This is a genomic window from Pseudomonas sp. GV085, from assembly GCF_003050925.1.
Taxonomy (GTDB): Bacteria; Pseudomonadota; Gammaproteobacteria; order Pseudomonadales; family Pseudomonadaceae; genus Aquipseudomonas.
Genome location: NZ_QAOV01000011.1, coordinates 110007 through 136689 on the forward strand (window position 1 = coordinate 110007; position 26683 = coordinate 136689).

The 26683-nt window shown below is 60.8% G+C and carries 28 protein-coding genes; 15 read left to right on the forward strand and 13 right to left on the reverse strand.

Annotated elements, in window-relative coordinates; translation table 11 throughout:
- Positions 1–116: 116 nt before the first annotated feature.
- The gene (locus C8K63_RS21945; RefSeq protein WP_108218592.1) at positions 117–1178 is read left to right on the forward strand and encodes an AraC family transcriptional regulator; all 1062 of its coding nucleotides are present in this window, start codon (positions 117–119) and stop codon (positions 1176–1178) included.
- Here C8K63_RS21945 and C8K63_RS21950 read toward each other — a convergent pair.
- Complete coding sequence (locus tag C8K63_RS21950) at positions 1135–2589, reverse strand: TrkH family potassium uptake protein (RefSeq protein WP_108218593.1); 1455 nt, start codon at positions 2587–2589, stop codon at positions 1135–1137. The two genes, C8K63_RS21945 and C8K63_RS21950, sit on opposite strands and share 44 nt — an antisense overlap.
- 121 nt (positions 2590–2710) lie before the next feature.
- Between C8K63_RS21950 and C8K63_RS21955 the strand changes: the two genes are divergently transcribed.
- Positions 2711–3277, forward strand: a complete 567-nt coding sequence (locus C8K63_RS21955; protein WP_108218594.1) for an NAD(P)H nitroreductase — start codon at positions 2711–2713, stop codon at positions 3275–3277.
- 128 nt (positions 3278–3405) lie between these two features.
- Here the strand turns inward: C8K63_RS21955 and C8K63_RS21960 are convergent, their stop codons facing one another.
- The 6 genes from C8K63_RS21960 to C8K63_RS21985 form a co-directional block, all read right to left on the reverse strand.
- Positions 3406–4749, reverse strand: coding sequence for a HAMP domain-containing sensor histidine kinase (locus C8K63_RS21960; protein ID WP_108218595.1), 1344 nt, complete (start codon positions 4747–4749; stop codon positions 3406–3408).
- Positions 4750–4931: 182 nt separating this feature from the next.
- Positions 4932–5381 carry an LTXXQ domain protein gene (locus tag C8K63_RS21965; RefSeq protein WP_108218596.1) on the reverse strand — a complete coding sequence of 150 codons (450 nt, stop codon included), beginning with the start codon at positions 5379–5381 and terminating at the stop codon, positions 4932–4934.
- Positions 5382–5561: 180 nt separating this feature from the next.
- A complete protein-coding gene (locus tag C8K63_RS21970) occupies positions 5562–6239 on the reverse strand; it encodes a response regulator transcription factor (RefSeq protein ID WP_007984138.1) in 678 nt (225 codons plus the stop codon).
- 7 nt (positions 6240–6246) lie between these two features.
- Positions 6247–6660 (reverse strand): translation initiation factor 2, encoded by a 414-nt coding sequence (locus C8K63_RS21975; RefSeq protein WP_108218597.1) that lies wholly within the window; start codon positions 6658–6660, stop codon positions 6247–6249.
- A 123-nt stretch (positions 6661–6783) separates the two neighbouring features.
- Positions 6784–7083, reverse strand: a complete 300-nt coding sequence (locus C8K63_RS21980) for a YciI family protein (RefSeq protein WP_108218598.1) — start codon at positions 7081–7083, stop codon at positions 6784–6786.
- Position 7084: 1 nt separating this feature from the next.
- Positions 7085–7681, reverse strand: coding sequence for a septation protein A (locus C8K63_RS21985; RefSeq protein WP_102699472.1), 597 nt, complete (start codon positions 7679–7681; stop codon positions 7085–7087).
- An 87-nt stretch (positions 7682–7768) separates the two neighbouring features.
- On the opposite strand from C8K63_RS21985, the gene C8K63_RS21990 reads away from it, so the two are divergent.
- The 7 genes from C8K63_RS21990 to arfB all read left to right on the forward strand — a co-directional run bounded on the left by C8K63_RS21990 (position 7769) and on the right by arfB (position 15420).
- Positions 7769–8632 (forward strand): PHP domain-containing protein, encoded by an 864-nt coding sequence (locus C8K63_RS21990; protein ID WP_108218599.1) that lies wholly within the window; start codon positions 7769–7771, stop codon positions 8630–8632.
- A gap of 13 nt (positions 8633–8645) precedes the next feature.
- Positions 8646–9275 (forward strand): L-threonylcarbamoyladenylate synthase, encoded by a 630-nt coding sequence (locus C8K63_RS21995; RefSeq protein WP_108218704.1) that lies wholly within the window; start codon positions 8646–8648, stop codon positions 9273–9275.
- A 60-nt stretch (positions 9276–9335) separates the two neighbouring features.
- Positions 9336–10094, forward strand: coding sequence for a ScpA family protein (locus C8K63_RS22000; protein WP_173862173.1), 759 nt, complete (start codon positions 9336–9338; stop codon positions 10092–10094).
- Between the two features lie 11 nt (positions 10095–10105).
- Entirely contained in the window at positions 10106–11071 is a 966-nt protein-coding gene (gene scpB, locus C8K63_RS22005; protein WP_108218600.1) for an SMC-Scp complex subunit ScpB, read from the forward strand.
- A 273-nt stretch (positions 11072–11344) separates the two neighbouring features.
- Complete coding sequence (gene rluB / locus C8K63_RS22010; protein WP_108218601.1) at positions 11345–12565, forward strand: 23S rRNA pseudouridine(2605) synthase RluB; 1221 nt, start codon at positions 11345–11347, stop codon at positions 12563–12565.
- Between the two features lie 854 nt (positions 12566–13419).
- Positions 13420–14832: an amino acid permease gene (locus C8K63_RS22015; RefSeq protein ID WP_108218602.1), complete on the forward strand. Its 1413-nt coding sequence runs from the start codon at positions 13420–13422 to the stop codon at positions 14830–14832.
- 174 nt (positions 14833–15006) lie between these two features.
- Positions 15007–15420 (forward strand): alternative ribosome rescue aminoacyl-tRNA hydrolase ArfB, encoded by a 414-nt coding sequence (arfB, locus tag C8K63_RS22020; protein WP_108218603.1) that lies wholly within the window; start codon positions 15007–15009, stop codon positions 15418–15420.
- On the opposite strand, the gene C8K63_RS22025 is transcribed toward arfB, so the two are convergent.
- The 6 genes from C8K63_RS22025 to phhA all read right to left on the reverse strand — a co-directional run bounded on the left by C8K63_RS22025 (position 15417) and on the right by phhA (position 19790).
- Positions 15417–16616, reverse strand: coding sequence for an MFS transporter (locus C8K63_RS22025; RefSeq protein ID WP_108218604.1), 1200 nt, complete (start codon positions 16614–16616; stop codon positions 15417–15419). The two genes, arfB and C8K63_RS22025, sit on opposite strands and share 4 nt — an antisense overlap.
- A gap of 99 nt (positions 16617–16715) precedes the next feature.
- Positions 16716–16901, reverse strand: a complete 186-nt coding sequence (locus tag C8K63_RS22030; RefSeq protein WP_108218605.1) for a hypothetical protein — start codon at positions 16899–16901, stop codon at positions 16716–16718.
- Between the two features lie 74 nt (positions 16902–16975).
- Complete coding sequence (locus C8K63_RS30970) at positions 16976–17107, reverse strand: hypothetical protein (RefSeq protein WP_256594983.1); 132 nt, start codon at positions 17105–17107, stop codon at positions 16976–16978.
- Between the two features lie 237 nt (positions 17108–17344).
- Complete coding sequence (locus tag C8K63_RS22035; RefSeq protein ID WP_108218606.1) at positions 17345–18538, reverse strand: amino acid aminotransferase; 1194 nt, start codon at positions 18536–18538, stop codon at positions 17345–17347.
- The gene (locus tag C8K63_RS22040) at positions 18538–18894 is read right to left on the reverse strand and encodes a 4a-hydroxytetrahydrobiopterin dehydratase (protein ID WP_008055502.1); all 357 of its coding nucleotides are present in this window, start codon (positions 18892–18894) and stop codon (positions 18538–18540) included. Before C8K63_RS22040 ends, C8K63_RS22035 begins: the two co-directional genes overlap by 1 nt.
- Before the next feature lie 104 nt (positions 18895–18998).
- Positions 18999–19790, reverse strand: a complete 792-nt coding sequence (gene phhA / locus C8K63_RS22045; RefSeq protein WP_108218607.1) for a phenylalanine 4-monooxygenase — start codon at positions 19788–19790, stop codon at positions 18999–19001.
- 279 nt (positions 19791–20069) lie between these two features.
- On the opposite strand from phhA, the gene C8K63_RS22050 reads away from it, so the two are divergent.
- The 6 genes from C8K63_RS22050 (at position 20070) to flgJ (ending at position 26663) form a co-directional block, all read left to right on the forward strand.
- Positions 20070–21632, forward strand: coding sequence for a sigma-54-dependent transcriptional regulator (locus C8K63_RS22050; RefSeq protein WP_108218608.1), 1563 nt, complete (start codon positions 20070–20072; stop codon positions 21630–21632).
- A gap of 297 nt (positions 21633–21929) precedes the next feature.
- A complete protein-coding gene (locus C8K63_RS22055) occupies positions 21930–22670 on the forward strand; it encodes a flagellar basal body rod protein FlgF (protein ID WP_059181392.1) in 741 nt (246 codons plus the stop codon).
- A gap of 45 nt (positions 22671–22715) precedes the next feature.
- The gene (gene flgG, locus C8K63_RS22060; RefSeq protein ID WP_108218609.1) at positions 22716–23501 is read left to right on the forward strand and encodes a flagellar basal-body rod protein FlgG; all 786 of its coding nucleotides are present in this window, start codon (positions 22716–22718) and stop codon (positions 23499–23501) included.
- A gap of 52 nt (positions 23502–23553) precedes the next feature.
- Positions 23554–24249 (forward strand): flagellar basal body L-ring protein FlgH, encoded by a 696-nt coding sequence (flgH, locus tag C8K63_RS22065; protein WP_108218610.1) that lies wholly within the window; start codon positions 23554–23556, stop codon positions 24247–24249.
- 27 nt (positions 24250–24276) lie between these two features.
- Complete coding sequence (locus C8K63_RS22070; protein ID WP_108218611.1) at positions 24277–25365, forward strand: flagellar basal body P-ring protein FlgI; 1089 nt, start codon at positions 24277–24279, stop codon at positions 25363–25365.
- Between the two features lie 11 nt (positions 25366–25376).
- On the forward strand, positions 25377–26663 hold the full coding sequence (gene flgJ, locus C8K63_RS22075; RefSeq protein ID WP_108218612.1) for a flagellar assembly peptidoglycan hydrolase FlgJ: 1287 nt from the start codon (positions 25377–25379) through the stop codon (positions 26661–26663).
- The last annotated feature ends 20 nt before the right edge of the window (positions 26664–26683 follow it).

Sequence of the window (26683 nt, forward strand, 5' to 3'; positions counted from 1 at the left end):
GCGGGTAGCTTATTTGAGTCTAGAGTGATCAATGGCATCAGCCAGTGACAATAGGCGCCACTTTAGTATCCTTCGGTCAAGAGCCGTAGCATTCGGCCACCATGTAAGAAAACGCCATGAGCGAACGAACGACTTCTGCAAGCTGGGCGATGGGGATTGTCAAAGCGCTGGAGATGGACGGCCTGGATTGCCGGGTTCTGTTCAAGCAGCTGGGGCTCGACTACGCAGCACTGGATGATCCGGACGCACGCTTCCCGCAAGACTCCATGACACGGCTGTGGCAGCGTGCGGTCGAGCTGTCCGGCAATCCGGCCATCGGCCTGAACATGGGCAAGGTGGTGCGACCGGCGCAGTTTCATGTGGCCGGTTACGCCTTGATGTCCAGCCAGACTCTCGCCGAAGGCTTTCAGCGTCTGGTGCGCTATCAGCGCATCATCGCCGAAAGTGCCGACCTGAGTTTCAAGCTGCTGGAAGAAGGCTATGCGCTGATTCTGGCGGTACATGGCGACCATCTGCCGCCGACCCGGCAAAGCGCTGAAGCTTCACTGGCCTGTGCCTTGGCGCTGTGCGGCTGGTTGACCGGGCGTACGTTGCAACCACGCAAAGTGTTGCTGCAAGGCGCCGAGCCGGTCAACCTTGAACCCTATAAACAAGCCTTCCACGCGCCGCTGCTGTTCAACGCGCCTTACGATGCGCTGATTTTCGAACGCGCGGACATGGAGGCGCCACTGCCGACGGCCAACGAGGCGATGGCCTTGCTGCATGACCGCTTTGCCGGCGAGTACCTGACGCGCTTTTCCGAAAACCGCGTGACCCACCAGGCGCGGCAGGTGTTGTGTCGCCTGTTGCCCCAGGGCGAGCCCAAGCGCGACACCGTGGCGCAGACGCTGCATCTGTCCCAGCGCACCTTGCAACGGCGTTTGCAGGAAGAGGGCACGAGTTTTCAGGTGCTGCTGGACGATACCCGGCGTGAACTGGCCGAGCAGTACCTGGCGCAACCGAGCATGACCTTGCTGGAAATCGCCTACTTGCTGGGTTTCGCCGATCCGAGCAACTTCTTCCGCGCGTTCCGCCGCTGGTTCGATGCCACACCCGGCGAGTACCGGATGCGGCTGATGCAAATATCTGAAGCGGTCAATGACGCCAAAATGCCGGAATACACAGCACAAACACCGTAATGATCTCCAGTCGGCCCAGCAGCATGCCGAACGACAGAATCCACTTGGCGGCATCCGGCAGGGTGGCGAAGTTGCCTGCCGGGCCGATGGTTTCGCCGAGCCCCGGGCCGACACCGGACACGGTACTGGCCGCGCCGGTGAGGGCAGTCATCCAGTCCACGCCGAGCAGCGACAGCAGCAGCGCAATCACGCAGATGGTGATTGCGAAGAAAAACGAAAAGGTCAGGATCGAACGCACGATTTCTTCGTCAAGGCGGTGACCGTTGTACTTCTGCTTGATTACCGCCCGCGGGTGAATCAGTTGGTTAAGGTTGGCCTTGAGCAGGATATAGGCCACCTGGAAGCGGAAAATCTTGATACCGCCCGCGGTCGAGCCGGAGCAACCGCCGACAAACCCCAGATAGAAGAACAGCATCAGCGAGAAATTGCCCCACAGGCTGTAGTCCCCCAGTGCGAAACCGGTCGTCGTCACCACCGACGTCACGTTCAGCGCCACATGCCGCAGTGCTTCCAGCCAATGCAGTTGGGTAGTCCACCAATACCAGGTGCCGAGCACCAGCCAGGTCACCAGCAGCATGCCGAGCAGGCCTTGAACCTGTTCATCCTTGATCAGCGCCCGACGGTTACCACGCAACATGGCGACATACAGGGTGAACGGCAGGGCACCGAGAATCATGATGACGATCGCGACCCAATGCACCGCAGGCTCCGGCCACTTGGCCAAGGACTGGTCGGAGGTGGAGAAGCCGCCGGTGGAAATCGCCGACATCGCGTGGTTGACCGCATCGAACGGGCTCATTCCGGCCCACCAGAACGCCAGGCTGCCGACAATGGTAATGCCGACGTACGCTGCCACGATCAGGCGCGCCACCATGTGCGAGCGAGGCATGACTTTTTCCGAGCGGTCCGACGATTCGGTCTGGAACAGCCGCATGCCACCGATACGCAAGAGCGGCAGGATCGCCACCGCCATGCCGATGAAGCCGATGCCGCCGAGCCAGTGCAGCAACGAGCGCCACATCAGGATGCCGGGGGACATGCTGTCCAGGCCGCTGAGTACGGTTGCGCCGGTGGCGGTGATGCCGGACATGCTTTCGAAGAATGAATCGGTGTAACTGATGTGCTGGGTCAGCAGGAACGGCAGCGCGGCAAAGATGCACACCACCAGCCAGCTGCTGACGGTCAGCAGGTACATGTCCCGGGGGCGCAGGTGAATGTGCTCGGGGCGCCCAGGAATCACCAGCGCCAAACCGGCGACAAAGGTGATCATGCTGGCCCAGAGGAAAGACGGCAGGTCGCTGGTGCGGTCGAAAATGACCAGCGTGGCCATGGGCACGACCATGGAGATCGCCAGCGTGATCAGGAAGATGCCGATGATGAAACCAATGATCCGTAAGGTCGGCAACGCCATGAGGTCCGCTCGGCTGATAGTGGAAAGGGCGCCATTCTACCCGCGAGGCAGGGCATGTAAACCGGCACTGCTGCCGCAGTTGCCGCTAGAATAGCCGCACAAATTTTTCAGGAGGTAGCCGATGCAGGCTCTCGACGCTTTGCTCAACCGTGTTTCCGTTCCACGACTGATTGACCCTGCACCCACTGCCGAGCAGCGCGAAGTGCTGTTTGGCGCCGCCATGCGCGCCCCGGATCACGGTCACTTGCAGCCGTGGCGCTTCCTGACGGTGGAAGGCGCGGCGCGCGAGCAAATGGGCGAGTTGCTGGCCGAAGCGGCGAAACTTTCGGACAGCGAAGTCAGCGAAGCGGCCATCGACAAGGCGCGCAATGGTCCGCTGCGGGCACCGCTGGTGGTAGTGGTGATTGCGCGGTTGCAGGATCACGTCAAGTATCCGAAGTCCGAGCAGTTGCTGGCGGCGGGCTGTGCGGCCCATGGGATTTTGCTCGCGGCCTATGCGCAGGGCATTGGTGCGGTGTGGCGTACCGGTGACCTGGCTTACTCGCCGCATGTGGCCAAGGGGCTTGGCTTGACGGAGGGGGAACAGGTGATTGCTTTCCTGTACCTTGGCACGCCGCAGAAAGAACCGCGAGTGGCCGAGAAGGTCGATCTGACCGAGTTTGTCAGCGCCTGGCCGGGTAAAGCCTGACACTGCAAAACCTGTGGGAGCGAGCTTGCTCGCGATGACGGCGGCACACTCAACAATCAAGTTGACTGACCGGCCGCTATCGCGAGCAAGCTCGCTCCCACAGTAGATCTGTGTAGTTCAAACCAGGATCAGGGCTGAACGACAGCCCCCGGCACCAAAGGCAATTCCAGACTGGCAATGAACCCGCCCTCCGGGTGATTGGCCAGCACCAGGCTGCCACCATGGCGCTCCGCCGCACGGCGGGCGATGGCCAGGCCCAGGCCGTGTCCGGCCGCGGTCTGCCCCGGTGCCCGATAGAACGGCTCACCGAGCTGGCTCAAGTATTCGGCACTGACCCCGGGCCCGTGATCGCGCACGGTCACGACGATTCGCTCACCCTGGCGCAGCGCCTGCATTTCGATCGGCAGGCCACCCGCCGGATTGAAGCGCTGGGCGTTGCGCAGCAAGTTGTCGACAGCCCGTTCGATCATGGTCGGCCAGCCCTTCAGATTCAGTTGCGACTCGGCTTCAAGGTGGACGAGCTGCTCGGGTGAACCGAGTTGCGCATCCTTTTGCAGGGTATAAAGCAAGGCGTTCAGATCCACCTCTTCCGCACCGGCGTTATCGGAGTCGACCCGCGCCAGCACCAGGATTTCGCTGATCAGTGCCTCCAGTCGGTCGCACTCACGGGTCAGGCGCGGCCAGAGCTGCTCCCGTTCTTGCGCAGTGGCCCGTTCGGCCAGCGCCAGTGCGATACGCAGGCGGGCGAGGGGCGAACGCAGTTCGTGGGACACATCCCGCAGCAGTTGCCGCTGACTGCCAATCAGGCTTTGCAGGCGTGCGCCCATGCGGTTGAAGTCGTTGGCCAGCACGCCGAACTCATCGCGACGATTGGCCAGTTTGACCAGGCTGTTCTGTTGATAAGCGGTTTGCCCCAGGTCATGCACCGCTCCTCGCAGACGGCTGAGCGGGCGGGTGATGGAAAAGGTCACCAGCAGGCTGAACAGGGTCAGCACCACCAGGGCGATCCCCAGCGCACTGAGTGGCCAGAGCAGGCTCTCGCGGTGCCAGGCGTCCAGTTCCGGGTGCGGAATGCGGTAGATGAACAGGTAGGTGTCACCGGTTTTTTCGCTGGTGAACTCATCGGTCAGACGCCGCCATGGCAAGCGCCGGTCATTATCGTTCTGTCGCGCCTCAAAGGCTGCCGCACGTCTCGGGAAGGTGCCGCGCACCACAGGGTCACCACTTTCATTGAGCACCTGAACGTCGATGTGATACTGGCGTTTGCGTTGCTGGAGAATGTCCTGGGCGGCGTCTTCGCCCTGGCTTTCGTAGGTTTGCGTCCACTCTTCGGCCAGTGTGTTGAGTCCCGGATGGCGGCTGAGAATCCAGGCGTCCTGGTTGAGCATGTGCCCGAGCAGGATGGAGAGCCCGGCAACTAGTGCGATGGCCAGCCAGAAGCTGGCCAGAATACGCCAGAACAATGAACGCACGGAAAATCCTCAAGCAAACACAAAACTCTATGTAGGAGCGAGCTTGCTCGCGATGGACGTCAACGATAACGCGCGGCATCAGGCAGCACGTGTTGTCTATTCGTTTTTCGCGAGCAAGCTCGCTCCTACAGTAAAAACATCAGACCCAACGGTGTTTAGCCATTGGGTCCGGGGTTAGCGCATTATTGCGCCTTTTGCGGTTGTTGCGCTTTCCAGGCTTTGAACTCGGCCCACTCGGCGCGGCGTTCGGCCTGTTTTTTCTGGATCTCGTCGAATTTTTTCTGTTGATCCGGCTTCAGCAAGACGCGCACGTCCGCTTCAACTTTCTTGTGGTTAGCGGCCATCTCGTCTTTCATGGCTTTCTGGTCGGCTGGCGAGAGTTTCTCCAGGTACTTCTCGACCAGTTGCTTACGCTCGTGCATCTGCTCGCCCATGATCTTGCGGATCTGCTCGCGCTGTTCGCGGCTCAGGTCCAGTTCACTGTACGGGCCTTTGCCGTGCATGCCGTGCATCTGACCGCCGTGGCGCGAACCGTCCATCGGCCCATCCATCGGGCCGGTGCCTTCAGGCATGGCCATGGCCATGGTCGGCAGGGCAGCTGCGAACATCAGAGCGATAAGAGTCTTGCGCATGGTGTATCTCCTTGTCTCGTTCCCGGTACGTTCCGGATGAGTGCAGATTACGCAGATCAAGGTCAGCGGCGGTCAGCGGAGGGTAAAGCTTTGGTAAACATGATTTTCGGCTGACCCGACAAAACTTCCGATTCCCCTACATGGACCGCATGTCGTCAGCAAGAGGCGGGCGCGTTGGGATCAGAGGCTGTAGTAGTAGCCGCGGCTGCGCAGGGCGACGATGCGCGGTCGGCCATCGGGGTGCGGGCCGATTTTCTTGCGCAGGTTGCTGACGTGCATGTCCAGGCTGCGGTCGTACAGGGTCAGCTTGCGACCGAGAGCGATTTGCGCCAGTTCCTGTTTGTCCAGGGGCTCGCCGGGTTGCTTGAGCAGGGCTTCCAGCAGGCGGCTTTCGGAGACGGTGAGGGTGAACTCTTGCTCGTCGATGCTGACCACGCCGCGCACCGGGCTGAAACACAGGTCGCCCAGTTCCATCTGGCTGGACACCGCTGCCGGGTGGCTACGACGCAGCACAGCGCGCAGGCGGGCGGTCAGTTCCCGTGGATCGCAGGGTTTGGCCAGGTAATCATCGGCGCCGAGTTCCAGGCCGAGGATACGGTCAAGGGGCTCGCCCCGGGCCGAGAGCATCAGCACCGGTAGATCCGGGTGATCGCTGCGCAACTGCTTGAGCAGTTCCAGGCCGCTGCCATCGGGCAACATCACATCCAGCACCACGGCCGCCGGGGCGGTTTCGGCCAGTGCACGACGCGCGCTCTGGCCGTCGTGACAGGCACGTACCTGAAACCCTTCCTGGCTCAGCCAACTGCTCAGGAGCTCGCACAGTTCCTGGTCATCATCAATAAGTAACAGCTCGCTCATGACTCACTCAATTTAGCCATTGTCGACGTTTTCGACTTGCTCCACTGGCGAAGATACCGCAGAGCAGAGCCAATAGCGCTACCCCGGCGCCAATGACAAACCATTGTTGCTGGTCGGTCAGCAGGCGTGGCAGCGGACTGCTGGCCTGGGCTTCCTTGAGTTGCAGCTTCAAGCGCTGGTTCTCCTGGCGCAACCGGGCCAGCAACGGGCCTTCGCGTTCGCCATCGGCAGTTTGCAATTGTTTGTTCAGATCTTCCCGTTGCCGTTCGCTTTCTTTCAAGCGTTGTTGCAACTCGGTGATCTGGCCGCCGGCGCTCAAGGAAAGCGGCGTCGAATTGCCACTCTCGACACTTTCCTCACCGTGGGCGGGCGCCCCGATCGACAACGTGACCAACATCAGACACAACGGACCTTTGCGCATCGCGACTCCTGATTCCAATACGGGCATTGGGCAGGTTATCGGCCGGCAAACGAGAATAATGAGCGATTGAGAGCGCGATGAACCGACAAGGTTCATCGCGTGGGGGTAATTGCGAGAAGAACGTTACGGCAGGACTTGCTTGAACGGCTTGACCAGAACGTTGGCGTAGACGCCTGCGGCGATGTACGGATCGGCGTCGGCCCAGGCCTGGGCGGCGCTCAGGGAATCGAATTCGGCGACGATCAGGCTGCCAGTGAAACCCGCCGCGCCCGGATCATTGCTGTCGACCGCCGGATTTGGGCCGGCCAGAACGATGCGGCCTTCGCCCTTGAGTACTTGCAGGCGCTCGAGGTGTGCAGGCCGTGCGGCCAGGCGGGCTTCCAGGGAGTTGGCGACGTCTGTGGCAATGATTGCGTAAAGCATGTCAGTCCTCGGTTTTTGGCGTAGTGGTATCGGCATCGTGCAGATGGCGGGACAGGTAGATGCCCTGGCCGACCAGGAACAGCAAAGTCATGCCCAGGCTGCCGAAGACCTTGAAGTCGACCCAGTAGCTCTGGAAGGTGAACGCGACAAACAGGTTGGCGGCACCGCAAAACAGGAAGAAGGCGATCCAGGCAATGTTCAGGCGCGTCCAGACCGGCTCCGGCAAGGTCAGCGCGTGGCCCATGATGCGCTTGATCAGCAGGCTGTCACCGACGAAGTGGCTGCCGATGAACGCCAGGGCGAACAGCCAGTTGACCACCGGGGCTTTCCACTTCAGGAACGTCTCGCTGTGGAAGGCGAGCGTGAGGCTGCCGAAGACCAGGCAGGCGATCAGGGTCAGCCACTGGCTCTTCTCCAGCTTGCGCTGCTTGATGAACAGTGTGCCGTAGACTACCAGGGAACTGACGATCAGCATCGCGGTGGCGCTGTAAATACCGCCTACAGTGAGCTCATGACCGGCGATGTCGACGACCCGTGGGTCGATTTTGAACACGATGAAAAACAGCAGGAGCGGGATGAAATCGATGAATTGTTTCACAGTGGCAGCCAGAAGCAGGATGTGGCGGCATAATAACAAACATATGGGCGCGCGATAGCGCCAGCTGATTTGAGGTTACAAAGCCCTGTGAATGTTGATTTGCACTGCCATAGCACGGCCTCCGATGGCGCCCTGGCGCCTGCGGTTCTGGTGGCGCGGGCGTTCGAGAAAGGCGTGCGAGTCCTGGCCCTGACCGATCACGACACCCTTGAAGGCCTTGACGAGGCCCGCCACGCGGCCACCGCGCTGGGGATGCAACTGGTCAATGGCGTCGAATTGTCCTGCACCTGGGGCGGCGCGACCATTCATGTATTGGGCTACGGTTTTGATGTGAACGCCGCGCCGTTGGTCGAGGCGATCGCCAGATTGCATGATGGCCGCTGGCTGCGCTCCGAGGAAATCAGCCGCAAACTGGCGCTCAAAGGTATGCCGGGGGCGCTGGAAGGCGCCCGCCAGATCCAGCAGGAGCTGGGCGACAGCGGTAACGCGCCGGCCCGCCCGCATTTCGCCGACTGGATGGTGCGTGAAGGTTTCGTCAAGGATCGCGCCGAGGCGTTCCGTAAATGGCTGGGTGCCGGCAAACTGGGCGACGTCAAGCAACACTGGCCGACCCTGGAGGAAACCGTCGAAACCCTGCGCGCAGCCAAAGCCTGGGTGAGCCTGGCACACCCCTGGCACTACGAATTCACCCGAAGCAAGCGTCGCCGCCTGATTGCCGACTATATTCAAGCAGGGGGCCACGCCATCGAAGTGGTCAATGGTTACCAGCCTGCCGAGCAAGTGGGCAGCCTGGCCATTCTGGCCCGCGAGTTCGGTCTGCTGGTCAGCGCCGGCAGTGATTTTCATGGCCCTGGAGGCTGGTCGGAGATCGGTGAATACCGGCCACTTCCGGAGGATCTGCCACCACTATGGTGTCGATTCAAACATGACCCAGTTATTGCCGCCGTCTGAACAGGTAGAGAATGTGAGTCAATTTTTCCAGATTCATCCGGAAAACCCGCAAGCGCGCCTGATCAAACAGGCAGTCGAGATCATCCGCAAGGGCGGGGTGGTGATTTATCCCACAGACTCTTCCTACGCCATTGGTTGCCAGATCGGCGACAAAGTGGCTGTGGAGCGTGTGCGACGTTTGCGCGGGCTGGACGAAAAGCACAACTTTGCGCTGATTTGCTGCGATCTGTCGCAATTGGGGCTGTTTGCCAAGATCGACACCGGCACTTTCCGCTTGCTCAAGGCCCACTTGCCGGGGCCGTACACGTTCATTCTCAACGCCACCCGCGAAGTACCGCGACTGTTATTGCACCCGAAGAAGCGCACCATCGGCCTGCGGGTGCCGAGCCATCCGATTGCCCTGGCACTGCTGGAGCAGCTCGGCGAGCCGTTGATGAGCGTGAGTCTGATCATGCCCGGTGAAACCGACCCTATGTTTGATCCCTATGAAATGCGCCAGCTGCTCGAACACCAGGTCGATCTGATCATCGACGGTGGCTTCGGCGGGATCAAGGCGTCCACCGTGATCAACCTCGCCGACGGCGAGCCGGAAGTCATCCGTGTTGGCTGCGGCGACCCTGCGCCGTTCATGGTCGAGGCCTAGATGTCCGCAGTAGAACCCGTCGACAGTCAGGCCGGTGCCCAGCAGGAACTGCCTTTCGCCATGGTCTATGGTCAGGCGGTCATGGAAATGCCGCTGGACCTGTACATCCCGCCGGATGCCCTCGAGGTCTTCCTCGAAGCCTTCGAAGGGCCCCTCGACCTGCTGCTGTACCTGATCCGCAAACAGAACATCAACATTCTCGACATCCCGGTGGCGGAAATCACCCGCCAGTACATGGGCTACGTAGAGTTGATGCAGTCGGTGCGCCTGGAGCTGGCCGCCGAGTACCTGGTGATGGCTGCGATGCTGGCCGAAATCAAGTCGCGGATGTTGTTGCCACGGGCCGAAACCGTTGAAGACGAAGAGGACGACCCTCGCGCCGAACTGATCCGCCGCTTGCAGGAATACGAGCGTTTCAAGGCTGCCGCCGAAGGCATCGATGGCCTTAGCCGCGTCGGTCGTGATGTGGTGGTGCCCAAGCTTGACGCTCCAGAGGCCCGGGCGCGCAAGCTGCTACCAGACGTGCGTCTGTCCGAGTTGCTGCTGTCGATGGCCGAGGTGTTGCGCCGTGGCGACATGTTCGAAAGCCATCAGGTCAGCCGCGAGGCGCTGTCGACCCGTGAACGCATGAGCGATGTGCTGGAACGGCTCAAGGGCGGCGGTTTCGTGCCGTTTGTCGAGCTGTTCACCGCTGAAGAAGGGCGTCTGGGGGTAGTGGTGACCTTTATGGCGATCCTTGAATTGGTCAAGGAATCCTTGGTCGAGCTGGTGCAGAATGAGCCATTTGCCGCGATCCACGTGCGAGCGCGAGCCGAATAACGAGTCGAAACATGAACCTGACTGAACCCCGTGATCTGGCACCCTTGCTCGAAGCCTTTCTGTTGGCTTCGGGAAAGCCGCAATCTCTGGAAAGCCTGTTCGAACTCTTCGAGGAAGGCGAGCGCCCGGAGCCGCCGGTGTTCAAGAAGGCCCTGGCGATTCTGGCCAAGTCCTGCGATGGCCGCGCCTTTGAACTGAAGGAAGTGGCCTCGGGTTATCGCCTGCAGATTCGCGAGAAATTTGCGCCTTGGGTCGGGCGTCTGTGGGAAGAGCGCCCGCAGCGTTACTCCCGTGCCATGCTGGAAACCATGGCCCTGATCGCCTATCGCCAGCCGATCACCCGTGGCGAAATCGAAGACGTGCGGGGCGTGGCAGTCAACAGCAACATCGTCAAGACGTTGATGGAACGCGAGTGGATCCGCATCGTCGGCTACCGTGACGTACCCGGCAAACCGGCGATGTTCGCCACCACCAAGGCGTTCCTCGATCACTTCAACCTGAAAAACCTCGACGATCTGCCGCCGCTGGCGGAACTGCGCGAGCTGGAACCGGATCCGGTGCTCGATTTCGATGACGCGCCCGTACCTGCCGGGTTGCAAGCGTTGGCCGACGCCAGCGCCGAGCCGGAAGAGCCGAAGGAAGAAACCAGTTTCCACACGCTGTTGCTGGAGCTGGACAGCATGGAGGAGGGGCTCAAGACCGACTTCGACGACCTGCTGCGTGATGGGGCGCCGCCCGAGTTCGATCCGCAACAGTCGGTTTTCGAACCAGAAGTCGAAGCGGCACAGTCTGAGCCGGACATTGAGCCGGAGCAAGAAGACGACATCCTCGGCGTTGCCGAAGCCCGGGAAAAGCTTTTGGCTGCTGTAGCTGCGCTCGAACAGACGAAACCCGAGCCGGAGCTTTCGGACGAAGAAGCCGAAGCCCAAGCCCTGGCCGAGGCCATCGAGGCCGAACGTCGTCAATTCGAGGACTGATGCGATTCCCTGTAGGAGCGAGCCTGCTCGCGATGGCGTTGGCACATCCGGCATAGATGTGGCCGATCTGACGCTTTCGCGAGCAGGCTCGCTCCTACAGGGAGTTGTGTATACAGAAAGCTGCGAACCACCGGCCGGCGGAAAAACAAATAACCCTGCATTGATCAGCTAGTCTCTGATGCGCAAACGCCCTCATGCGCGTATGATTCGCGACCCTTCGGCGATCCCTTCGCCCAAGTACCCAGTTTTCAGACCACACCGGGAGGTGCCCAGATGAGTATCAAAGACCAGCAAGACGACCAGCCAATTGGCCCAGCAGGCGAAAAACTGCAGAAAGTCCTCGCCCGTATCGGCGTTGGCTCGCGCCGTGACGTGGAAGCCTGGATCAGCCACGGCCGCATCAAGGTCAACGGCAAAGACGCCACCCTTGGTCAGCGTGTCGACATGCACGACGCCATCACCATCGATGGCAAGGTGATCAAGCGTGAAGAGGCCGCCGAGTCGGTCCGCCGCGTGATCATGTACAACAAACCCGACGGCGAAATCTGCACCCGTGTCGACCCTGAAGGTCGTCCGACGGTGTTCGACAAGCTGCCGCGTCCGAAAGAAGGGCGCTGGATCAACATCGGCCGTCTCGACATCAATACCACCGGTTTGCTGATGTTCACCACCGACGGTGAACTGGCCAACCGTTTGATGCACCCGTCCTACGAGATGGACCGCGAGTACGCCGTGCGTGTACGCGGTGAAGTCGATGACGAGATGATCGAGCGCCTGAAGGCTGGCGTTGTTCTTGAAGATGGCCCGGCCAAGTTCACCGACATCAAGCAGGCGCCAGGTGGCGAAGGTTTCAACCACTGGTACCACTGCGTGGTAATGGAAGGTCGTAACCGTGAAGTGCGTCGCCTGTGGGAATCCCAGGGCCTGGTGGTCAGCCGTCTGAAGCGCGTGCGTTTCGGCCCGGTGTTCCTCAACTCCGACCTGCCGATGGGTCGCTGGCGTGAAATGAGCCAGTACGAAGTCGACATTCTCAGCGCCGAAGTTGGCCTGACGCCGGTAGCCATGCCGCAACTCAACGCCAAGAGCAAGGACAAGCTCGACCGGATGCAGCGCAAGTCGTCGCGGCCGATGGCCAGGACCGAGCGCGTGCGCACCCTGCGTCCAGCGAGTGGCGGACCTGCTGCCCCGCGTGAAAACCGCGAGCCGCAGATTGAAGGCGAGCGTCCAGGCCGCAAGCCAGCCGCCCGTCAGGACGGCGAGCGCAGCGAGCGCGGTCCACGCACGCCGCGTCCGGCCAATGGCCGTAGCGAGCGTGGCGAAGGTCGTGGTACGCCGGTGGCCGATCGTCCGGTCGACACCAAGCGCCCGGCCAAGCCTGCGCCGAAGCGCCCGGGGATCAAGCTGGTCGACGGTGACACGCCATCGGGCAAGCGCCGTGGCGCACCAGCCGGTTCCGGCCAGCGTCCGGGCTTTGGTCGTCGCAAGCCGGAATAATCGGCTGAGCGCTTCATAAAAAACGCCAATCCTTCGGGTTGGCGTTTTTTTTTTGCCTGGCTTTATGTCTGTGTTGTTCTTGAGGCCGCATTCGCGAGCAGGCTCGCTCCCACAGGAGATCGGGCTGTTTTCGCAAAATGCGTTCCCTTGTGGGAGCGAGCCTGCTCGCGAAAGCGCCAGTCGCCGCACCGGAATGTCCGAAGTGGAAAGCCAGAATTACGCATCGTAAAGAAAACATGACGAAATCCACAGATTAGCCCCGTGAAATCGCCTCTTCTCGAATACTGTAAGAAAATTCTTACGCGTCATTACCTTACATCCTTCTCCCAGCGCTCTAGCCCGCTTGTTTCATCACTCCAGTCAGGGTGTCATGCGTGCCATGCCTGTCGTGCAGGTGCATAACAAAAAGGAGGCGCAATGAACGCCGTATTCCATCTCCATCTCTCTGCGAGGGGCGGTTTTCCTGCCTTTCCCGTCGATGATCCGCAAGGGTCTGACCCCTTTTTTGCAGCCGCCCGAGCCTCTCGGGGCGGACACAGGCAATCCCGGCCATAGACACGCTTGTCCAGCGGGTCTGGCAGCAGGGGGTTACAGGTGTACAATGCGCCGCGTTTTACCTGTGACCTCCTGCGCACCTGCGCAAACCTCAAGGCTATCCGCCTTGTTCACTCCGCCGCGTCACGAGCGTGTCGGGTTCGATTTCGTCGCAGATAAAAACAAACAGGTGACGCATGACCGTTGTAAATACGCTGAACTCCTGGTGCCTGCGCTGGGGTTTGATCGGTGCCGCTTAACGCCTTTCTTGAGCAGCAACGTCTACTGAACATCATCAAACCTTGCGTGAGACCCTTTTCATGAGTGGACAAAACCCGCAATCAGGCGAGCTGAAACGCGGCCTGAAAAATCGCCACATTCAATTGATCGCCCTCGGTGGCGCGATCGGTACCGGCTTGTTCCTCGGCTCGGCCGGGGTACTGAAATCCGCCGGTCCGTCGATGATCCTCGGCTATGCCATCTGCGGCTTCATCGCCTTCATGATCATGCGCCAACTGGGCGAAATGATCGTCGAAGATCCGGTGGCCGGTTCCTTCAGCCACTTCGCGCACAAGTACTGGGGCGGCTTTGCCGGCTTCCTGTCGGGCTGGAACTGCTGGATTCTGTACATTCTGGTGGGCATGTCCGAGCTGACGGCTGTCGGCAAGTACATCCACTACTGGGCCCCGGACATCCCGACCTGGGCTTCTGCAGCTGCCTTCTTCGTGCTGATCAACGCCATCAACCTGGCCAACGTCAAGGTGTTTGGCGAGGCCGAGTTCTGGTTCGCGATCATCAAGGTCGTGGCGATCGTCGGCATGATTGCCCTGGGCAGCTACCTGCTGGTAAGCGGCAATGGCGGCCCGCAGGCCGCGGTCAGCAACCTGTGGTCCCACGGTGGCTTCTTCCCGAACGGTGTCAGCGGACTGGTGATGGCCATGGCTTTCATCATGTTTTCCTTCGGTGGCCTGGAAATGCTCGGTTTCACCGCTGCCGAAGCCGACAAGCCGAAAACCGTGATCCCGAAAGCCATCAACCAGGTGATCTACCGGATCCTGATTTTCTACATCGGTGCGCTGGTGATCCTGCTGTCGTTGACGCCGTGGGACAGTTTGCTGACCACCCTGAACGCCTCTGGTGATTCCTATAGCGGCAGTCCGTTCGTGCAAGTGTTCTCGATGCTGGGCAGCAACACCGCCGCGCACATCCTCAACTTCGTGGTCCTGACCGCTGCGTTGTCGGTGTACAACAGCGGCACCTACTGCAACAGCCGCATGCTGCTGGGCATGGCCGAGCAGGGCGATGCGCCGAAAGCATTGGCGAAGATCGACAAGCGCGGCGTGCCGGTGCGTTCGATCCTGGCCTCGGCCGCCGTGACGCTGATCGCGGTGCTGCTGAACTACCTGATTCCGCAAAACGCGCTGGAACTGCTGATGTCGCTGGTCGTGGCCACCCTGGTGATCAACTGGGCGATGATCAGCTACTCGCACTTCAAGTTCCGCCAGCACATGAACAAGACCAAACAAACACCGCTGTTCAAGGCCCTGTGGTACCCGTACGGGAACTACATCTGCCTGGCGTTCGTGGTGTTCGTCCTTGGCGTGATGCTGTTGATTCCGGGGATCCAGACATCGGTGTATGCGATTCCAGTGTGGCTGGTGTTCATGTGGGTCTGCTACGGCATCAAGAACAAGCGCAGTGCGCAGCGTGCACTGCAGGCCGCAGTGGAGTAACTCCGCGCAGAAACACATCCCCTTGTAGGAGCGAGCCTGCTCGCGATGGTGGTGGGTCAGCAAAGGTTATGTTGACTGATACGGCCTCATCGCGAGCAGGCTCGCTCCTACAGGGGTCGCATTCCTCCAATCGTTTCGCGGTATCCTGCACGCTCTGAATGCGGACGCTTTCCCATGCTGGTCATTTCCAACAACGTGCATCTGCCGGATGCCGAGATCGAGTTGACGGCCATTCGCGCCCAGGGCGCCGGTGGGCAGAACGTCAACAAAGTCTCCAGTGCCGTGCACCTGCGCTTCGACATTCCGGCGTCGTCCTTGCCCGAGTTCTACAAGGAGCGGCTACTGGCGCTGCGTGACAGCCGCATCACCAGCGACGGTGTGTTGATCATCAAGGCCCAGCAGTACCGGACGCAGGAGCAGAATCGTGCGGATGCTTTGGAGCGTTTGATCGAACTGATCCAGAGTGCCACCAAGGTCGAGAAAAAGCGCCGTCCGACCAAGCCGACTCTCGGCTCGAAGACCCGTCGCCTCGAATCCAAGAGCAAGCGCGGTAACATCAAGGCCGGGCGCGGCAAGGTCGATTTCTAACGGGCGTCCCGCGCTTCGCGTTGCTTTGGTGCCTGCCGGTACAGGTAAAGGCTCAGTATCAAGCCGCTCACCGCGGCGAAGGCAGCGAACAGGAAGATCGAAGCGAACCCGAACCCGGCCGCAATGGCGCCGGCGAGAGGCCCGGTGATCCCCAGCGACAAGTCGATGAACAGCGAATAGGCGCCGACGGCTGCGCCACGGCTGGAGGCCGGGACCAGGTTGACCGCTTCCACCCCCAGCGCCGGAAACACCAGCGAAAAGCCGAAGCCGCTCAACGCCGCACCCGCCAGTGCCCAGTGCGCATCCGGTGCCAGCCACAGCAACAACAACCCGAGGGTTTCCACTGACAGGCAGGCAATGGCCACGCGAAAGCCGCCGAGGCGGTTGATCAGGTTGCCGAACAGCAAGCGTGCACCGATAAAGCTGGCACCGAACAGGCTCAGGCACAGTACCGCGTTATCCCAGTGTTGCGTGGCGTAATACAGGGTGATGAAGGTGGCGATGGTGCCGAAGCCAATGGAGCCCAGGGCCAGTCCACAACCGTGGGGGAAGACCCGCCCGAGCACGTGCATGAACGGCAGGCGCTCACCGGATACGATCGGCGCGGCGGTTTTCGGCCAGGCCAGCAGCAGGCCGAGCACGGCCAGCAACACAATGCTCACGCCCATGCTCCACAAGCCCAGTCGATGGACGAGCAACACACCCAAGGGCGCGCCGACGGCCAATGCGCCATAGCTGGCGATACCGTTCCACGAGATGACCTTGGCCGTATTCGCCGCGCCGACCCGGCCAATGCCCCAGCCAATCGAGCCCGAGCCCACCAGGCTTTCCGCGCTGCCGAGCACCAGGCGGCCGATCAGCAGGCTGAACAGGCTCAAGGCCGGCAGGCTCTGGGTCCAGGCCGAGATCAACATGAACGCACCACTCAGGCCGCAACCGGCCAGGCCATACATCACGGCCAGTTTGCTGCCCTTGTTGTCGATGATCTTCCCGGCATAGGGGCGGCTGAGCAGGGTGGCCAGGTATTGCACGCTGATCACCAGGCCCGCGATCACCGCGCCGAACCCCAGGTCGCTGTGGACGTAACCGGGCAATACGGCCAGGGGGATGCCGATGTTCAGGTAGCCGATGAAGGTGAAAAGGACGATGGAAACGACTTGCAGCGTGACCGCCAGGGGGCGCTGGTTTTCAGGCATGGGTAAAGGTCCACGGTAAAGCAGGATAGATAGGCTGCTTATGATAGCGGCGTGGACGCTCGCAGGTTGTGAAAAAGTAAAACTATTTGCCGGGCGCTGTCATTCAGGTTTGACGGGGGCGACCAGCTGCGTTGTGACCAGGGCGGCCAGCGCATTTTCCTGGGTGCCGAAGCGGGCGAGCAAGGCGGCTTGTTTCTCGGGAGAGAGGCGATTCCAGATCTCGATCATTTTCTCGGCGGTGCCGATCAGGACGCTGGCCTGCGCTTCGCTGAATTCATCGGTCATGGATAGAGTTCTCGTTTCAGGCAGTGTGGAAAGCGCATGTTAGCGCTTTCCACACGGTCTGTACGGCGGGTGTTTCAGTCTTCTCTGTCAGCCTGGCGGCGGTCAGTGGCTTCTTTCGGCTGGGGCTGTTGGGCTCCGGCTTGCTGCGTGGTCGTCTGCTCAGGTTCGTGCAGGCTTGGGAAGGGGAGATTAGGAATCTCGTGCATGGTCGCGCTCCTCGCTAAGTCTGTTGATAGATCTGGTAGATCCGCGCTTTAAAAAAAGCCTGGGCAGGATACCGCACTGAAAATGACAAACGGACTTTTATATCCATTTGTTTCGACGGATGGGGTTGTATAGACAAATCTATGTAGGAGCGAGCTTGCTCGCGATGGTGTGTCAGGCAATGTTGATGTCGACTGAAATACCATCGCGAGCAAGCTCGCTCCTACAGGGGGGCTGGGTTACTTGCAGACGCTGGCAATCGCCTCGGCCAGCAGATCCAGGCGTGTGGCATCAATCCCCGCCACGTTGGCCCGGCCCGAGCTGACCATGTACACGCTGTGGTTGTCCCGCAGGTTCTTCACTTGTTCCGGCGACAGGCCGGTGTAGGAGAACATCCCGCGTTGCACGCCAATGTGCGCAAAGCGCTCGCGCAAACCGTGAGGCTCCAGCGCCTCCACCAGACCGCTGCGCAGTTGGGCGATACGCAGGCGCATGCCTTCCACTTCGTCAGCCCAGAGGTTTTTCAGCTCCGGGTCGCCGAGGATGGTCGCGACCACGGCCGCACCGTGATCCGGCGGTGTCGACCACAGGTTGCGGGCGATGTTGGCCAGCTGGCTGCGGATGTCGGTGAGCTTGTCGGCGGTTTTCGCGCAGACAATCAGCGCGCCGGTGCGGTCGCGGTACAGGCCGAAGTTCTTCGAGCAGGAACTGGTGATCAGCAGCTCCGGCAACTCGGCGGCGAACAGCCGGGTCGACCAGGCATCCTGTTCCAGGCCATCGCCGAATCCTTGATACGCGAAGTCGATCAGTGGCAGCAGTTCGCGCTTGCGTACTACTTCCAGCACCCGCTGCCAGTCATCCTGGGACAGGTCGAAACCGGTCGGGTTATGGCAGCAGGCGTGCAGCAACACCACGTCACCCTTGGGCGCTTCATTGAGCGCCGCCAGCATGCCGTCGACGTCGAGACGGTTGTCACTGCCCACGTACGGGTAGTGGCTGACCTTGACCTTGGCTGTCGCAAAAATCGTTTCGTGGATCGGCCAGGTCGGGTTGCTCAACCACACGCCACGGCCCGGCAGGCATTGGGCGATGAAGTCAGCGCTCAGGCGCAGCGCACCCGTGCCACCCGGTGTCTGGGTGGCGCCGGCGCGTTGTGCGTTGATCAGCTTCGAGTCGGCACCCAGCACCAGCTCATTGATGGCCTTGCCGAACGCGGGCTCGCCGTGGCCACCGATGTAGGTCTTGGTGGACTGGCGATCCACCAGGCGCTGCTCGGCAAGCTTCACCGACTCGAGAATCGGCGTCAGGCCCTGGGCGTCTTTGTAGACACCCACGCCCAAATCGAACTTGCGCGGGTTCGGGTCCTGCGCGTAGGCCTCCATCAGGCCGAGGATCGGGTCGCCAGGCACTCGACCGATGGCGTCGAAGTGCATTACTTGCGCCCCTCAGCGTCCTTCGCCACTTCGTCAGTGCGCGCGGCCATGATGAAGTCGTTGCGGTGCAGGCCCTTGATCGAGTGGCTCCACCAGGTCACGGTGACTTTGCCCCACTCGGTCAGCAGGCCTGGGTGGTGGCCTTCGGCCTCGGAGATTTCACCAACGGCGTTGGTAAAGGCCAGTGCATGTTTGAAGTTCTTGAACAGGAAGACTTTTTCCAGTTGCATGATGCCGTCGCGTACTTCGATGTTCCAGTCCGGGATCTGCTTGATCAGGATCGGCAGTTCTTCATCGCTGACTTGTGGGGCGTCGGCGCGGCAGGCTTCGCAATGGGCTTGAGTTAATGCGGTCATGATGTGTTCCTGAAATCGAATGTTGGGAAATCGGCCCTCAGTGCTACCACGCTAATCCAAAGCGATGGTTTCTGACAGGCTCACTTGATTCTAAAAGCGGCGGATCACGCGGCTTTTGGTTTTGGCGGAAACTTCGGTGCGTGCAGACCCATCTGCATCGCTTGCTTGACCATGCCCATGATGTCTTCATGAGCGAGGTCGAACAGACGCTTGAGATTTGGCAGCGCGAAGTACAGTGGTTGCAAGATGTCGATGCGGTAAGGCGTGCGCATGCATTCCAGCGGATCGAACGCCTGATGCTCAGGCTCGTCCGACAGGCAATACACGGTCTCTTTCGGTGAAGACAGAATGCCGCCGCCGTAGATGCGTTGGCCTTGCGGGGTGTCGACCAGGCCGAATTCGATGGTCATCCAGTACAGGCGCGCCAGGTACACGCGCTCTTCCTTGGAAGCCTTGAGGCCGAGTTTGCCATAGGTGTGGGTGAATTCGGCGAACCACGGGTTGGTCAGCAGCGGGCAGTGACCGAAGATCTCGTGGAAAATGTCCGGCTCTTGCAGGTAATCCAGTTCTTCGCGGGTACGAATAAAGGTCGCCACCGGGAACTGCTTGCTGGCCAGCAATTCGAAAAAGGTCTGGAAGGGAATCAGTGCCGGAACCCGGGCAACCTGCCAGCCGGTGGTTTCACCGAGGACCTTGTTGATTTCACCGAGTTGAGGAATGCGGTCGTGGGGCAGACCGAGTTTTTCGATACCGTCCAGGTACTCCTGGCACGCACGCCCTTCGATCACCTTCAGTTGACGAGTGATCAGCGTGTTCCACACCGCGTGTTCTTCGGCGGGGTAGTCGATAAAACCTTGCGCATCGGGCTCGCGAGCCACGTATTGCGTCTGCTTCATGCTGCTCTCCTGCTAAGGGATTTCGTTCTTGTTATGTACTGCTATGGACTTAGAAATACTCCATGAATTGCACCGTTGCAGCAGGTGCCCGGCGTCGTGCGTAGGAAAAATCCTCAATAATCGTAAAGTTTTCGTTACGTATTGGCCGTCTGTGCATAAATGTTGAGATTGGCGGGTGGGAAAAGCCCTCCACCTGTCACATAATCTTGACGACTATCTGCGCGCCTCAGCAGAAATTATCACTGCGCACCTTACTCACCGTTTTTTCAGGCCTTTCATATGCGTATCAAAGTCCATTGCCAGAACCGCATCGGCATCCTGCGCGACATTCTCAATCTGCTGGTGGAGTACGGGATCAACGTGGCCCGCGGTGAGGTGGGTGGTGAGCATGGCAACGCCATCTACCTGCATTGCCCGAACCTGATCAACATTCAGTTCCAGGCCTTGCGTCCGAAATTCGAAGCGATTGCCGGGGTTTTCGGCGTCAAGCGTGTAGGGCTGATGCCCAGCGAGCGTCGGCACATGGAACTCAATGCACTGCTCGGTGCGCTGGAGTTTCCGGTGCTGTCGATCGACATGGGCGGCTCCATCGTCGCGGCCAACCGTGCGGCGGCGCAGTTGCTCGGGGTGCGGGTCGACGAGGTGCCGGGGATTCCCCTGTCGCGGTACGCCGAGGATTTCGATTTGCCGGAACTGGTGCGCGCCAACAAGTCGCGGATCAATGGGCTGCGGGTCAAGGTCAAGGGTGATGTGTTCCTGGCCGACATTGCGCCGCTGCAATCGGAGCATGACGACAGTGAAGCCATGGCCGGCGCGGTGCTGACGCTGCATCGCGCCGACCGGGTGGGCGAGCGCATCTACAATGTGCGCAAGCAGGAATTGCGTGGCTTCGACAGCATCTTCCAAAGCTCGAAAGTCATGGCCGCCGTGGTGCGCGAAGCCCGGCGCATGGCGCCACTCGATGCACCGCTGTTGATCGAAGGCGAAACCGGCACCGGCAAAGAATTGTTGGCGCGAGCCTGCCATCTGGCCAGTCCTCGTGGGCAGTCGCCATTGATGGCGCTCAATTGCGCCGGTTTGCCGGAGTCCATGGCCGAGACGGAATTGTTCGGTTACGGCCCGGGTGCCTTTGAAGGGGCGCGAGCCGAGGGCAAGCTCGGGCTGCTGGAACTGACGGCGGGCGGTACGCTGTTTCTCGATGGCGTCGGGGAAATGAGCCCGCGCTTGCAGGTGAAACTGCTGCGTTTCCTGCAGGACGGTTGCTTCCGTCGGGTAGGCAGCGATGAAGAGGTCTACCTCGACGTACGAGTGATCTGCGCGACCCAGGTCGACCTTTCCGAGCTGTGCGCTCGCGGTGAGTTCCGCCAGGATCTCTATCACCGCTTGAATGTGTTGTCGCTGCACATCCCGCCGCTGCGCGAATGCCTCGACGGCTTGACGCCGCTGGTGGAGCACTTCCTCGATCAGGCCAGTCGGCAGATCGGCTGCCCGCTGCCCAAACTGGTCCCGGCGGCCATGGAGCGGCTCAGTCACTACCATTGGCCGGGTAACGTGCGGCAGCTGGAGAACGTACTGTTCCAGGCGGTTTCCTTGTGCGATGGCGGCACGGTCAAGGCCGAGCACATTCGCCTGCCGGATTATGGTGTGCGTCAGCCCCTTGGTGATTTTTCGCTGGAGGGCGGGCTGGACGAGATCGTCGGGCGTTTCGAGAAGGCGGTGCTGGAGCGGCTGTATTCGGAGCATCCAAGCAGTCGGCAACTGGGCAAGCGGCTCGGGGTTTCGCACACCACCATTGCCAACAAGTTGCGTGAGTATGAGGTGGGCAAGGACAACAGCATTTAAGATCAAAAGATCGCAGCCTGCGGCAGCTCCTACACCGACCGAGTACACCCGCGACATTGCGGCGTACGCATAAACCGTAGGAGCTGCCGCAGGCTGCGATCTTTTGATCCGTTGCCGCGAAGCGGCATGACACCGCCGGTTTTTCGTCTCTGACACAATCCCCCATTCCCCCGTACATCCCCTCAAGTCCTTTGTTTGCCGGGCCTGGCGCCGCCAAAAACAAGTTGGTCTGCAAATTGCTTATGGCTCAGCAGTACAGCAGTGGACGGCAAACGTCCGGCAGGCAGAGGAAAGAGTGTGGACAAGTACCTTTATGTGGCAATGACCGGCGCCAGCCAGAATGCACTGGCGCAAAAGGCTCATGCCAACAACCTCGCGAACATCTCCACCAACGGCTTCCAGAAAGACCTGGAACAGGCCCGTTCGATGCCGGTGTTCGGTGACAGCTTTCCGGCGCGTGCGTTTGCCATGACTGAACGCCCGGCCACCGATTTCTCCCCTGGCTCGCTGGTGGAAACCGGCCGCGACCTCGACGTTGCCGTGCAAGGCAGCGGCTGGATTGCCGTACAGACTCCCGATGGCGCTGAAAGCTACGTGCGCACCGGCAGCCTGAACGTTGACGCCCTTGGCGTGCTGCGCGCCGGCAACGGCATGCCGGTCATGGGCAATGGCGGGCCGATTGCCGTGCCGCCGGAGCAGCAGATCGAAGTCGGCGAGGACGGCACCATCAGCATCCGTGCGATGGGCGAAGGTCCCCGGGTGATGGCTGAAGTCGACCGCATCAAGCTGGTCAATCCGGACCTCAAGAACATGACCAAAGGCCTGGATGGTTCGATCCACACCAAGGACGGCAAGCCGGCGCAGGCCGATGCCGGCGTCAAGCTGGTGTCCGGGTTCCTCGAGTCGAGCAACGTCAATGCCGTGGAAGAGATGACCTCGGTACTGGCCTTGTCCAAGCAGTTCGAGCTGCACATCAAGATGATGAACACCGCCAAAGACGATGACCAGGCCATGGCTCGGGTCTTGCAGATCAGCTAATTACCAGAACGTCGCGCCGTAAAACAGGCGCACGAGGAGAATCGAATGCTTCCGGCTCTATGGGTTGCCAAGACAGGCCTGTCCGCCCAGGACACCAACCTGACCACCATTTCCAACAACCTGGCCAACGTGTCGACCACGGGTTTCAAACGTGACCGCGCCGAGTTCCAGGACCTGCTCTACCAGATCAAGCGTCAGCCAGGCGCCCAGTCGACCCAGGACAGCGAACTGCCGACGGGTCTGCAACTGGGTACCGGTGTGCGCATCGTCGGCACCCAGAAAAACTTCACCGCCGGCAGCCTGCAAACCACCGAACAGCCACTGGACATGGCCATCGACGGTCGCGGTTTCTTCCAGATCCTGCAACCGGACGGCACCACGTCCTACACCCGTGACGGTACGTTCCACCTGGACTCCAATGGCCAGATCGTCAACGCCAGCGGTTTTGCCCTGGAACCGGCGATTGTCATTCCAAACGACGCGCAAACCTTCACGGTCGGTCGCGACGGCACTGTGTCCATCACCGTTGCCGGCAACCCGGCTGCCCAGGTGATCGGCAACCTGCAAACCGCCGACTTCATCAACCCGGCCGGCCTGCAGGCAGTGGGCAACAACCTGTTCCTGGAAACCGCCGCCAGTGGCGCGCCGCAAGTCGGTACACCGGGCCTGAACGGTTTCGGCACCACGCTGCAGAACACCCTGGAAACGTCCAACGTCAGCACCGTTGAGGAGATGGTCAACATGATCACCACCCAACGCGCCTACGAGATGAACTCCAAGGTGATCTCCACCGCCGACCAGATGCTCTCGTTCGTAACGCAGAATCTGTAATCAAGTCTATGGGGTGGCCATGAGGCTGCCTGCAACACCGTGAGGTAGGGTCATGCATCGCTATGTATCTGTTCTGGCACTGAGTGGGATCACCGCGCTCGCAGGTTGCGTGCCTGCGACGCCCAAGCCCAATGACCCGTACTACGCTCCGGTGTTGCCGCGCACGCCCTTGCCGGCGGCGGCGAACAACGGATCGATCTATCAGGCCGGTTTCGAACAGAACCTCTACAGCGACCGCAAGGCGTTCCGGATCGGTGACATCATCACCATCACCCTGAACGAAAGGACCCAGGCCAGCAAAAACGCCAACTCGCAAATTGGCAAGAACAGCAAGGCCAGCATCGGCCTGACCTCGCTGTTCGGCTCCACCCCCAACACCAACAATCCGTTCGGCAGTGGTGACCTGAGCCTGGACGCCAGCTATGAAGGCGACCGCGCGACCAAGGGCGACAGCAAGGCGGCGCAGGGCAACACCCTGACCGGCTCGATCACGGTGACCGTCGCCGATGTGTTGCCCAACGGCATCATCGCGGTACGCGGCGAGAAGTGGATGACCCTTAACACCGGCGATGAGCTGGTACGGATTGCCGGTCTGGTGCGTGCCGATGACATCTCCACCGACAACACTGTGTCGTCGACCCGTGTCGCCGATGCGCGCATCACCTACTCGGGCACCGGTTCGTTTGCCGATGCGAGTCAGCCAGGCTGGTTCGACCGTTTTTTCCTCAGCCCGCTGTTCCCTTTCTAGGTGGTCAGTTTGAATCTTAAACACCTGATGGTGGCCGCCCTGATGCTGTCCGCTGCCTTCAATGCTCATGCCGAGCGCCTGAAGGACATCGCCAGCATTTCCGGCGTGCGTTCCAACCAATTGATCGGTTACGGCCTGGTGGTCGGGCTTAACGGCACCGGCGACCAGACGACGCAAACCCCGTTCACCCTGCAGACCTTCAACAACATGCTCTCGCAGTTCGGCATCAAGGTGCCGCCGGGTTCGGGCAACGTGCAGTTGAAGAACGTCGCGGCGGTGTCGATCAGTGCCGATTTGCCGGCGTTCGCCAAGCCGGGTCAGCAGGTCGACATCACCGTTTCGTCCATCGGTAACTCCAAGAGCCTGCGCGGTGGCACCTTGCTGCTGACACCGCTCAAGGGTATTGACGGCAACGTCTATGCGGTGGCCCAGGGCAACCTGGTGGTGGGTGGTTTCGATGCGGAAGGGCGAGACGGCTCGAAGATCACCGTCAACGTTCCGTCGGCCGGTCGGATCCCCGGTGGCGCCTCGGTGGAGCGCGCGGTGCCGAGCGGTTTCAACCAGGGCAACAGCCTGACGTTGAACCTCAACCGTTCCGACTTCACCACCGCCAAGCGCGTCGTCGACAAGATCAACGACATGCTCGGCCCTGGCGTGGCCCAGGCCATCGACGGCGGTTCGATTCGCGTCACCGCGCCGCTCGATCCGAGCCAGCGCGTCGACTACCTGTCGATCCTGGAAAATCTCGAAATCGATCCGGGCCAGGCGGTGGCGAAAGTCATCATCAACTCCCGTACCGGCACCATCGTGATCGGCCAGAACGTCAAGGTATCCCCGGCCGCCGTCACCCACGGCAGCCTGACCGTGACCATCACCGAAGACCCGATCGTCAGCCAGCCCGGTCCGCTGTCCAATGGCACGACGGCGGTGGTGCCGCGTTCGAAAGTCAACGCCCAGCAGGAAGCCAAGCCGATGTTCAAGTTCGGCCCGGGCACCACCCTCGACGAGATCGTGCGGGCGGTGAATCAGGTCGGCGCGGCACCGGGTGACCTGATGGCGATCCTCGAAGCACTGAAGCAGGCCGGCGCCTTGCAAGCCGACCTGATCGTGATCTGAGGACGGCCATCGTGGATATGCGCAAGAGCGGTCTGGTCAGCAGCAGCGATTCGGGCTCCTATTCGGACCTCAATCGCCTGAATCAGCTCAAGGTCGGCGACAAGAACAGCGACGGCAATATGCGCAAGGTGGCGCAGGAGTTCGAATCGCTGTTCCTCGGGGAAATGCTCAAGTCGATGCGCTCGGCCACCGAAGCGCTGGGGCAGGACAATCCGATGAACACGCCGGCGGCCAAGCAGTACCAGGAAATGTACGACCAGCAACTGGCGGTTTCCATGTCCCGCGAGGGTGGTGGTATTGGTCTGGCTGACGTGCTGATGCGCCAGATGTCGAAGAACAAGCCATTGGCGCCGGGGGAGGCGGCGGCTGCGTCGCGGGCCAAGCAAGAGGCTGCCAAGGCGGCTGTGCAAACACCGGTGGCGGCAGGCACGGTCGCGCTCAATGGTCCGCTGTCGCGGGTCAATGGCCAGCGTCCGTTGTGGGCTTCACGTTCAGTCCATACGCCGCAAGAGGTGGGTGATGGAGCTCATCGCAATGACATGGCGCTGATCAATCAGCGACGCCTGGCATTGCCGCCAAAGCTGGCTGATCGGTTGTTGGCCGGGCTGGTGCCTTCGGTGACGACCACGGCTATGACGACCAACAAAACTCAATTGCCAGAGCGCACAACGACTACCGGTTCGGGACCGTTGTACAACGGCGACTGGCTGGCGAACGCACAGCAATCCTCCGCGGGCGGCATGCAGATTTACGGTCGCGCCATGGCGCAGATTCCTCTGGCACCACCGAAGAAAGCCTTCAGTTCCGCCGACCAGTTCGTCAACACCATGTTGCCGATGGCCAAGGAAGCGGCGGCCCGGATCGGTGTCGATCCACGTTACCTGGTGGCCCAGGCGGCCCTGGAAACCGGTTGGGGCAAGTCGGTCATGCGCCAGCAGGATGGCAGCAGCAGCCACAACCTGTTCGGCATCAAGACCGGCAACAGCTGGCAGGGCAATTCGGCGCGGGCGATCACCAGCGAATTCAGAAACGGGCAGATGGTCAAGGAGACGGCCGAGTTCCGCTCCTACGACTCCTACAAGGACAGTTTCCATGACCTTGTGACTTTGCTGCAGACCAATAATCGCTATCAAGAAGTCGTGAAGTCGGCCGATAACCCAGAACAGTTTGTACGCGAGTTGCAGAAGGCCGGTTACGCAACCGACCCGGACTACGCAAGCAAGATTTCGCAGATAGCCAGGCAGATGACGAGTTACCAGAACTACGCTGCGGCGGGCGTTTCCACCACGCCTTTATAGGCACAAGGTATAAGGTCTGA

What these genes read in the sequence shown, in the direction of transcription:
- scpB (WP_108218600.1), top strand. Translation starts at nt 10,106, where the DNA reads ATGAACCTGACTGAACCCCGTGATCTGGCACCCTTGCTCGAAGCCTTT.
- C8K63_RS30970 (WP_256594983.1), bottom strand. Translation starts at nt 17,107, where the DNA reads ATGCACGAGATTCCTAATCTCCCCTTCCCAAGCCTGCACGAACCTGAG.
- C8K63_RS21950 (WP_108218593.1), bottom strand. Translation starts at nt 2,589, where the DNA reads ATGGCGTTGCCGACCTTACGGATCATTGGTTTCATCATCGGCATCTTC.
- arfB (WP_108218603.1), top strand. Translation starts at nt 15,007, where the DNA reads ATGCTGGTCATTTCCAACAACGTGCATCTGCCGGATGCCGAGATCGAG.
- C8K63_RS21955 (WP_108218594.1), top strand. Translation starts at nt 2,711, where the DNA reads ATGCAGGCTCTCGACGCTTTGCTCAACCGTGTTTCCGTTCCACGACTG.
- rluB (WP_108218601.1), top strand. Translation starts at nt 11,345, where the DNA reads ATGAGTATCAAAGACCAGCAAGACGACCAGCCAATTGGCCCAGCAGGC.
- C8K63_RS22035 (WP_108218606.1), bottom strand. Translation starts at nt 18,538, where the DNA reads ATGCACTTCGACGCCATCGGTCGAGTGCCTGGCGACCCGATCCTCGGC.
- C8K63_RS22040 (WP_008055502.1), bottom strand. Translation starts at nt 18,894, where the DNA reads ATGACCGCATTAACTCAAGCCCATTGCGAAGCCTGCCGCGCCGACGCC.
- C8K63_RS22070 (WP_108218611.1), top strand. Translation starts at nt 24,277, where the DNA reads ATGGTGGCCGCCCTGATGCTGTCCGCTGCCTTCAATGCTCATGCCGAG.
- C8K63_RS21975 (WP_108218597.1), bottom strand. Translation starts at nt 6,660, where the DNA reads ATGCGCAAAGGTCCGTTGTGTCTGATGTTGGTCACGTTGTCGATCGGG.
- phhA (WP_108218607.1), bottom strand. Translation starts at nt 19,790, where the DNA reads ATGAAGCAGACGCAATACGTGGCTCGCGAGCCCGATGCGCAAGGTTTT.
- C8K63_RS22050 (WP_108218608.1), top strand. Translation starts at nt 20,070, where the DNA reads ATGCGTATCAAAGTCCATTGCCAGAACCGCATCGGCATCCTGCGCGAC.
- C8K63_RS22030 (WP_108218605.1), bottom strand. Translation starts at nt 16,901, where the DNA reads ATGACCGATGAATTCAGCGAAGCGCAGGCCAGCGTCCTGATCGGCACC.
- C8K63_RS22025 (WP_108218604.1), bottom strand. Translation starts at nt 16,616, where the DNA reads ATGCCTGAAAACCAGCGCCCCCTGGCGGTCACGCTGCAAGTCGTTTCC.
- flgG (WP_108218609.1), top strand. Translation starts at nt 22,716, where the DNA reads ATGCTTCCGGCTCTATGGGTTGCCAAGACAGGCCTGTCCGCCCAGGAC.
- C8K63_RS22015 (WP_108218602.1), top strand. Translation starts at nt 13,420, where the DNA reads ATGAGTGGACAAAACCCGCAATCAGGCGAGCTGAAACGCGGCCTGAAA.
- C8K63_RS21980 (WP_108218598.1), bottom strand. Translation starts at nt 7,083, where the DNA reads ATGCTTTACGCAATCATTGCCACAGACGTCGCCAACTCCCTGGAAGCC.
- flgH (WP_108218610.1), top strand. Translation starts at nt 23,554, where the DNA reads ATGCATCGCTATGTATCTGTTCTGGCACTGAGTGGGATCACCGCGCTC.
- C8K63_RS21970 (WP_007984138.1), bottom strand. Translation starts at nt 6,239, where the DNA reads ATGAGCGAGCTGTTACTTATTGATGATGACCAGGAACTGTGCGAGCTC.
- C8K63_RS22000 (WP_173862173.1), top strand. Translation starts at nt 9,336, where the DNA reads ATGGTCTATGGTCAGGCGGTCATGGAAATGCCGCTGGACCTGTACATC.
- C8K63_RS21965 (WP_108218596.1), bottom strand. Translation starts at nt 5,381, where the DNA reads ATGCGCAAGACTCTTATCGCTCTGATGTTCGCAGCTGCCCTGCCGACC.
- C8K63_RS21945 (WP_108218592.1), top strand. Translation starts at nt 117, where the DNA reads ATGAGCGAACGAACGACTTCTGCAAGCTGGGCGATGGGGATTGTCAAA.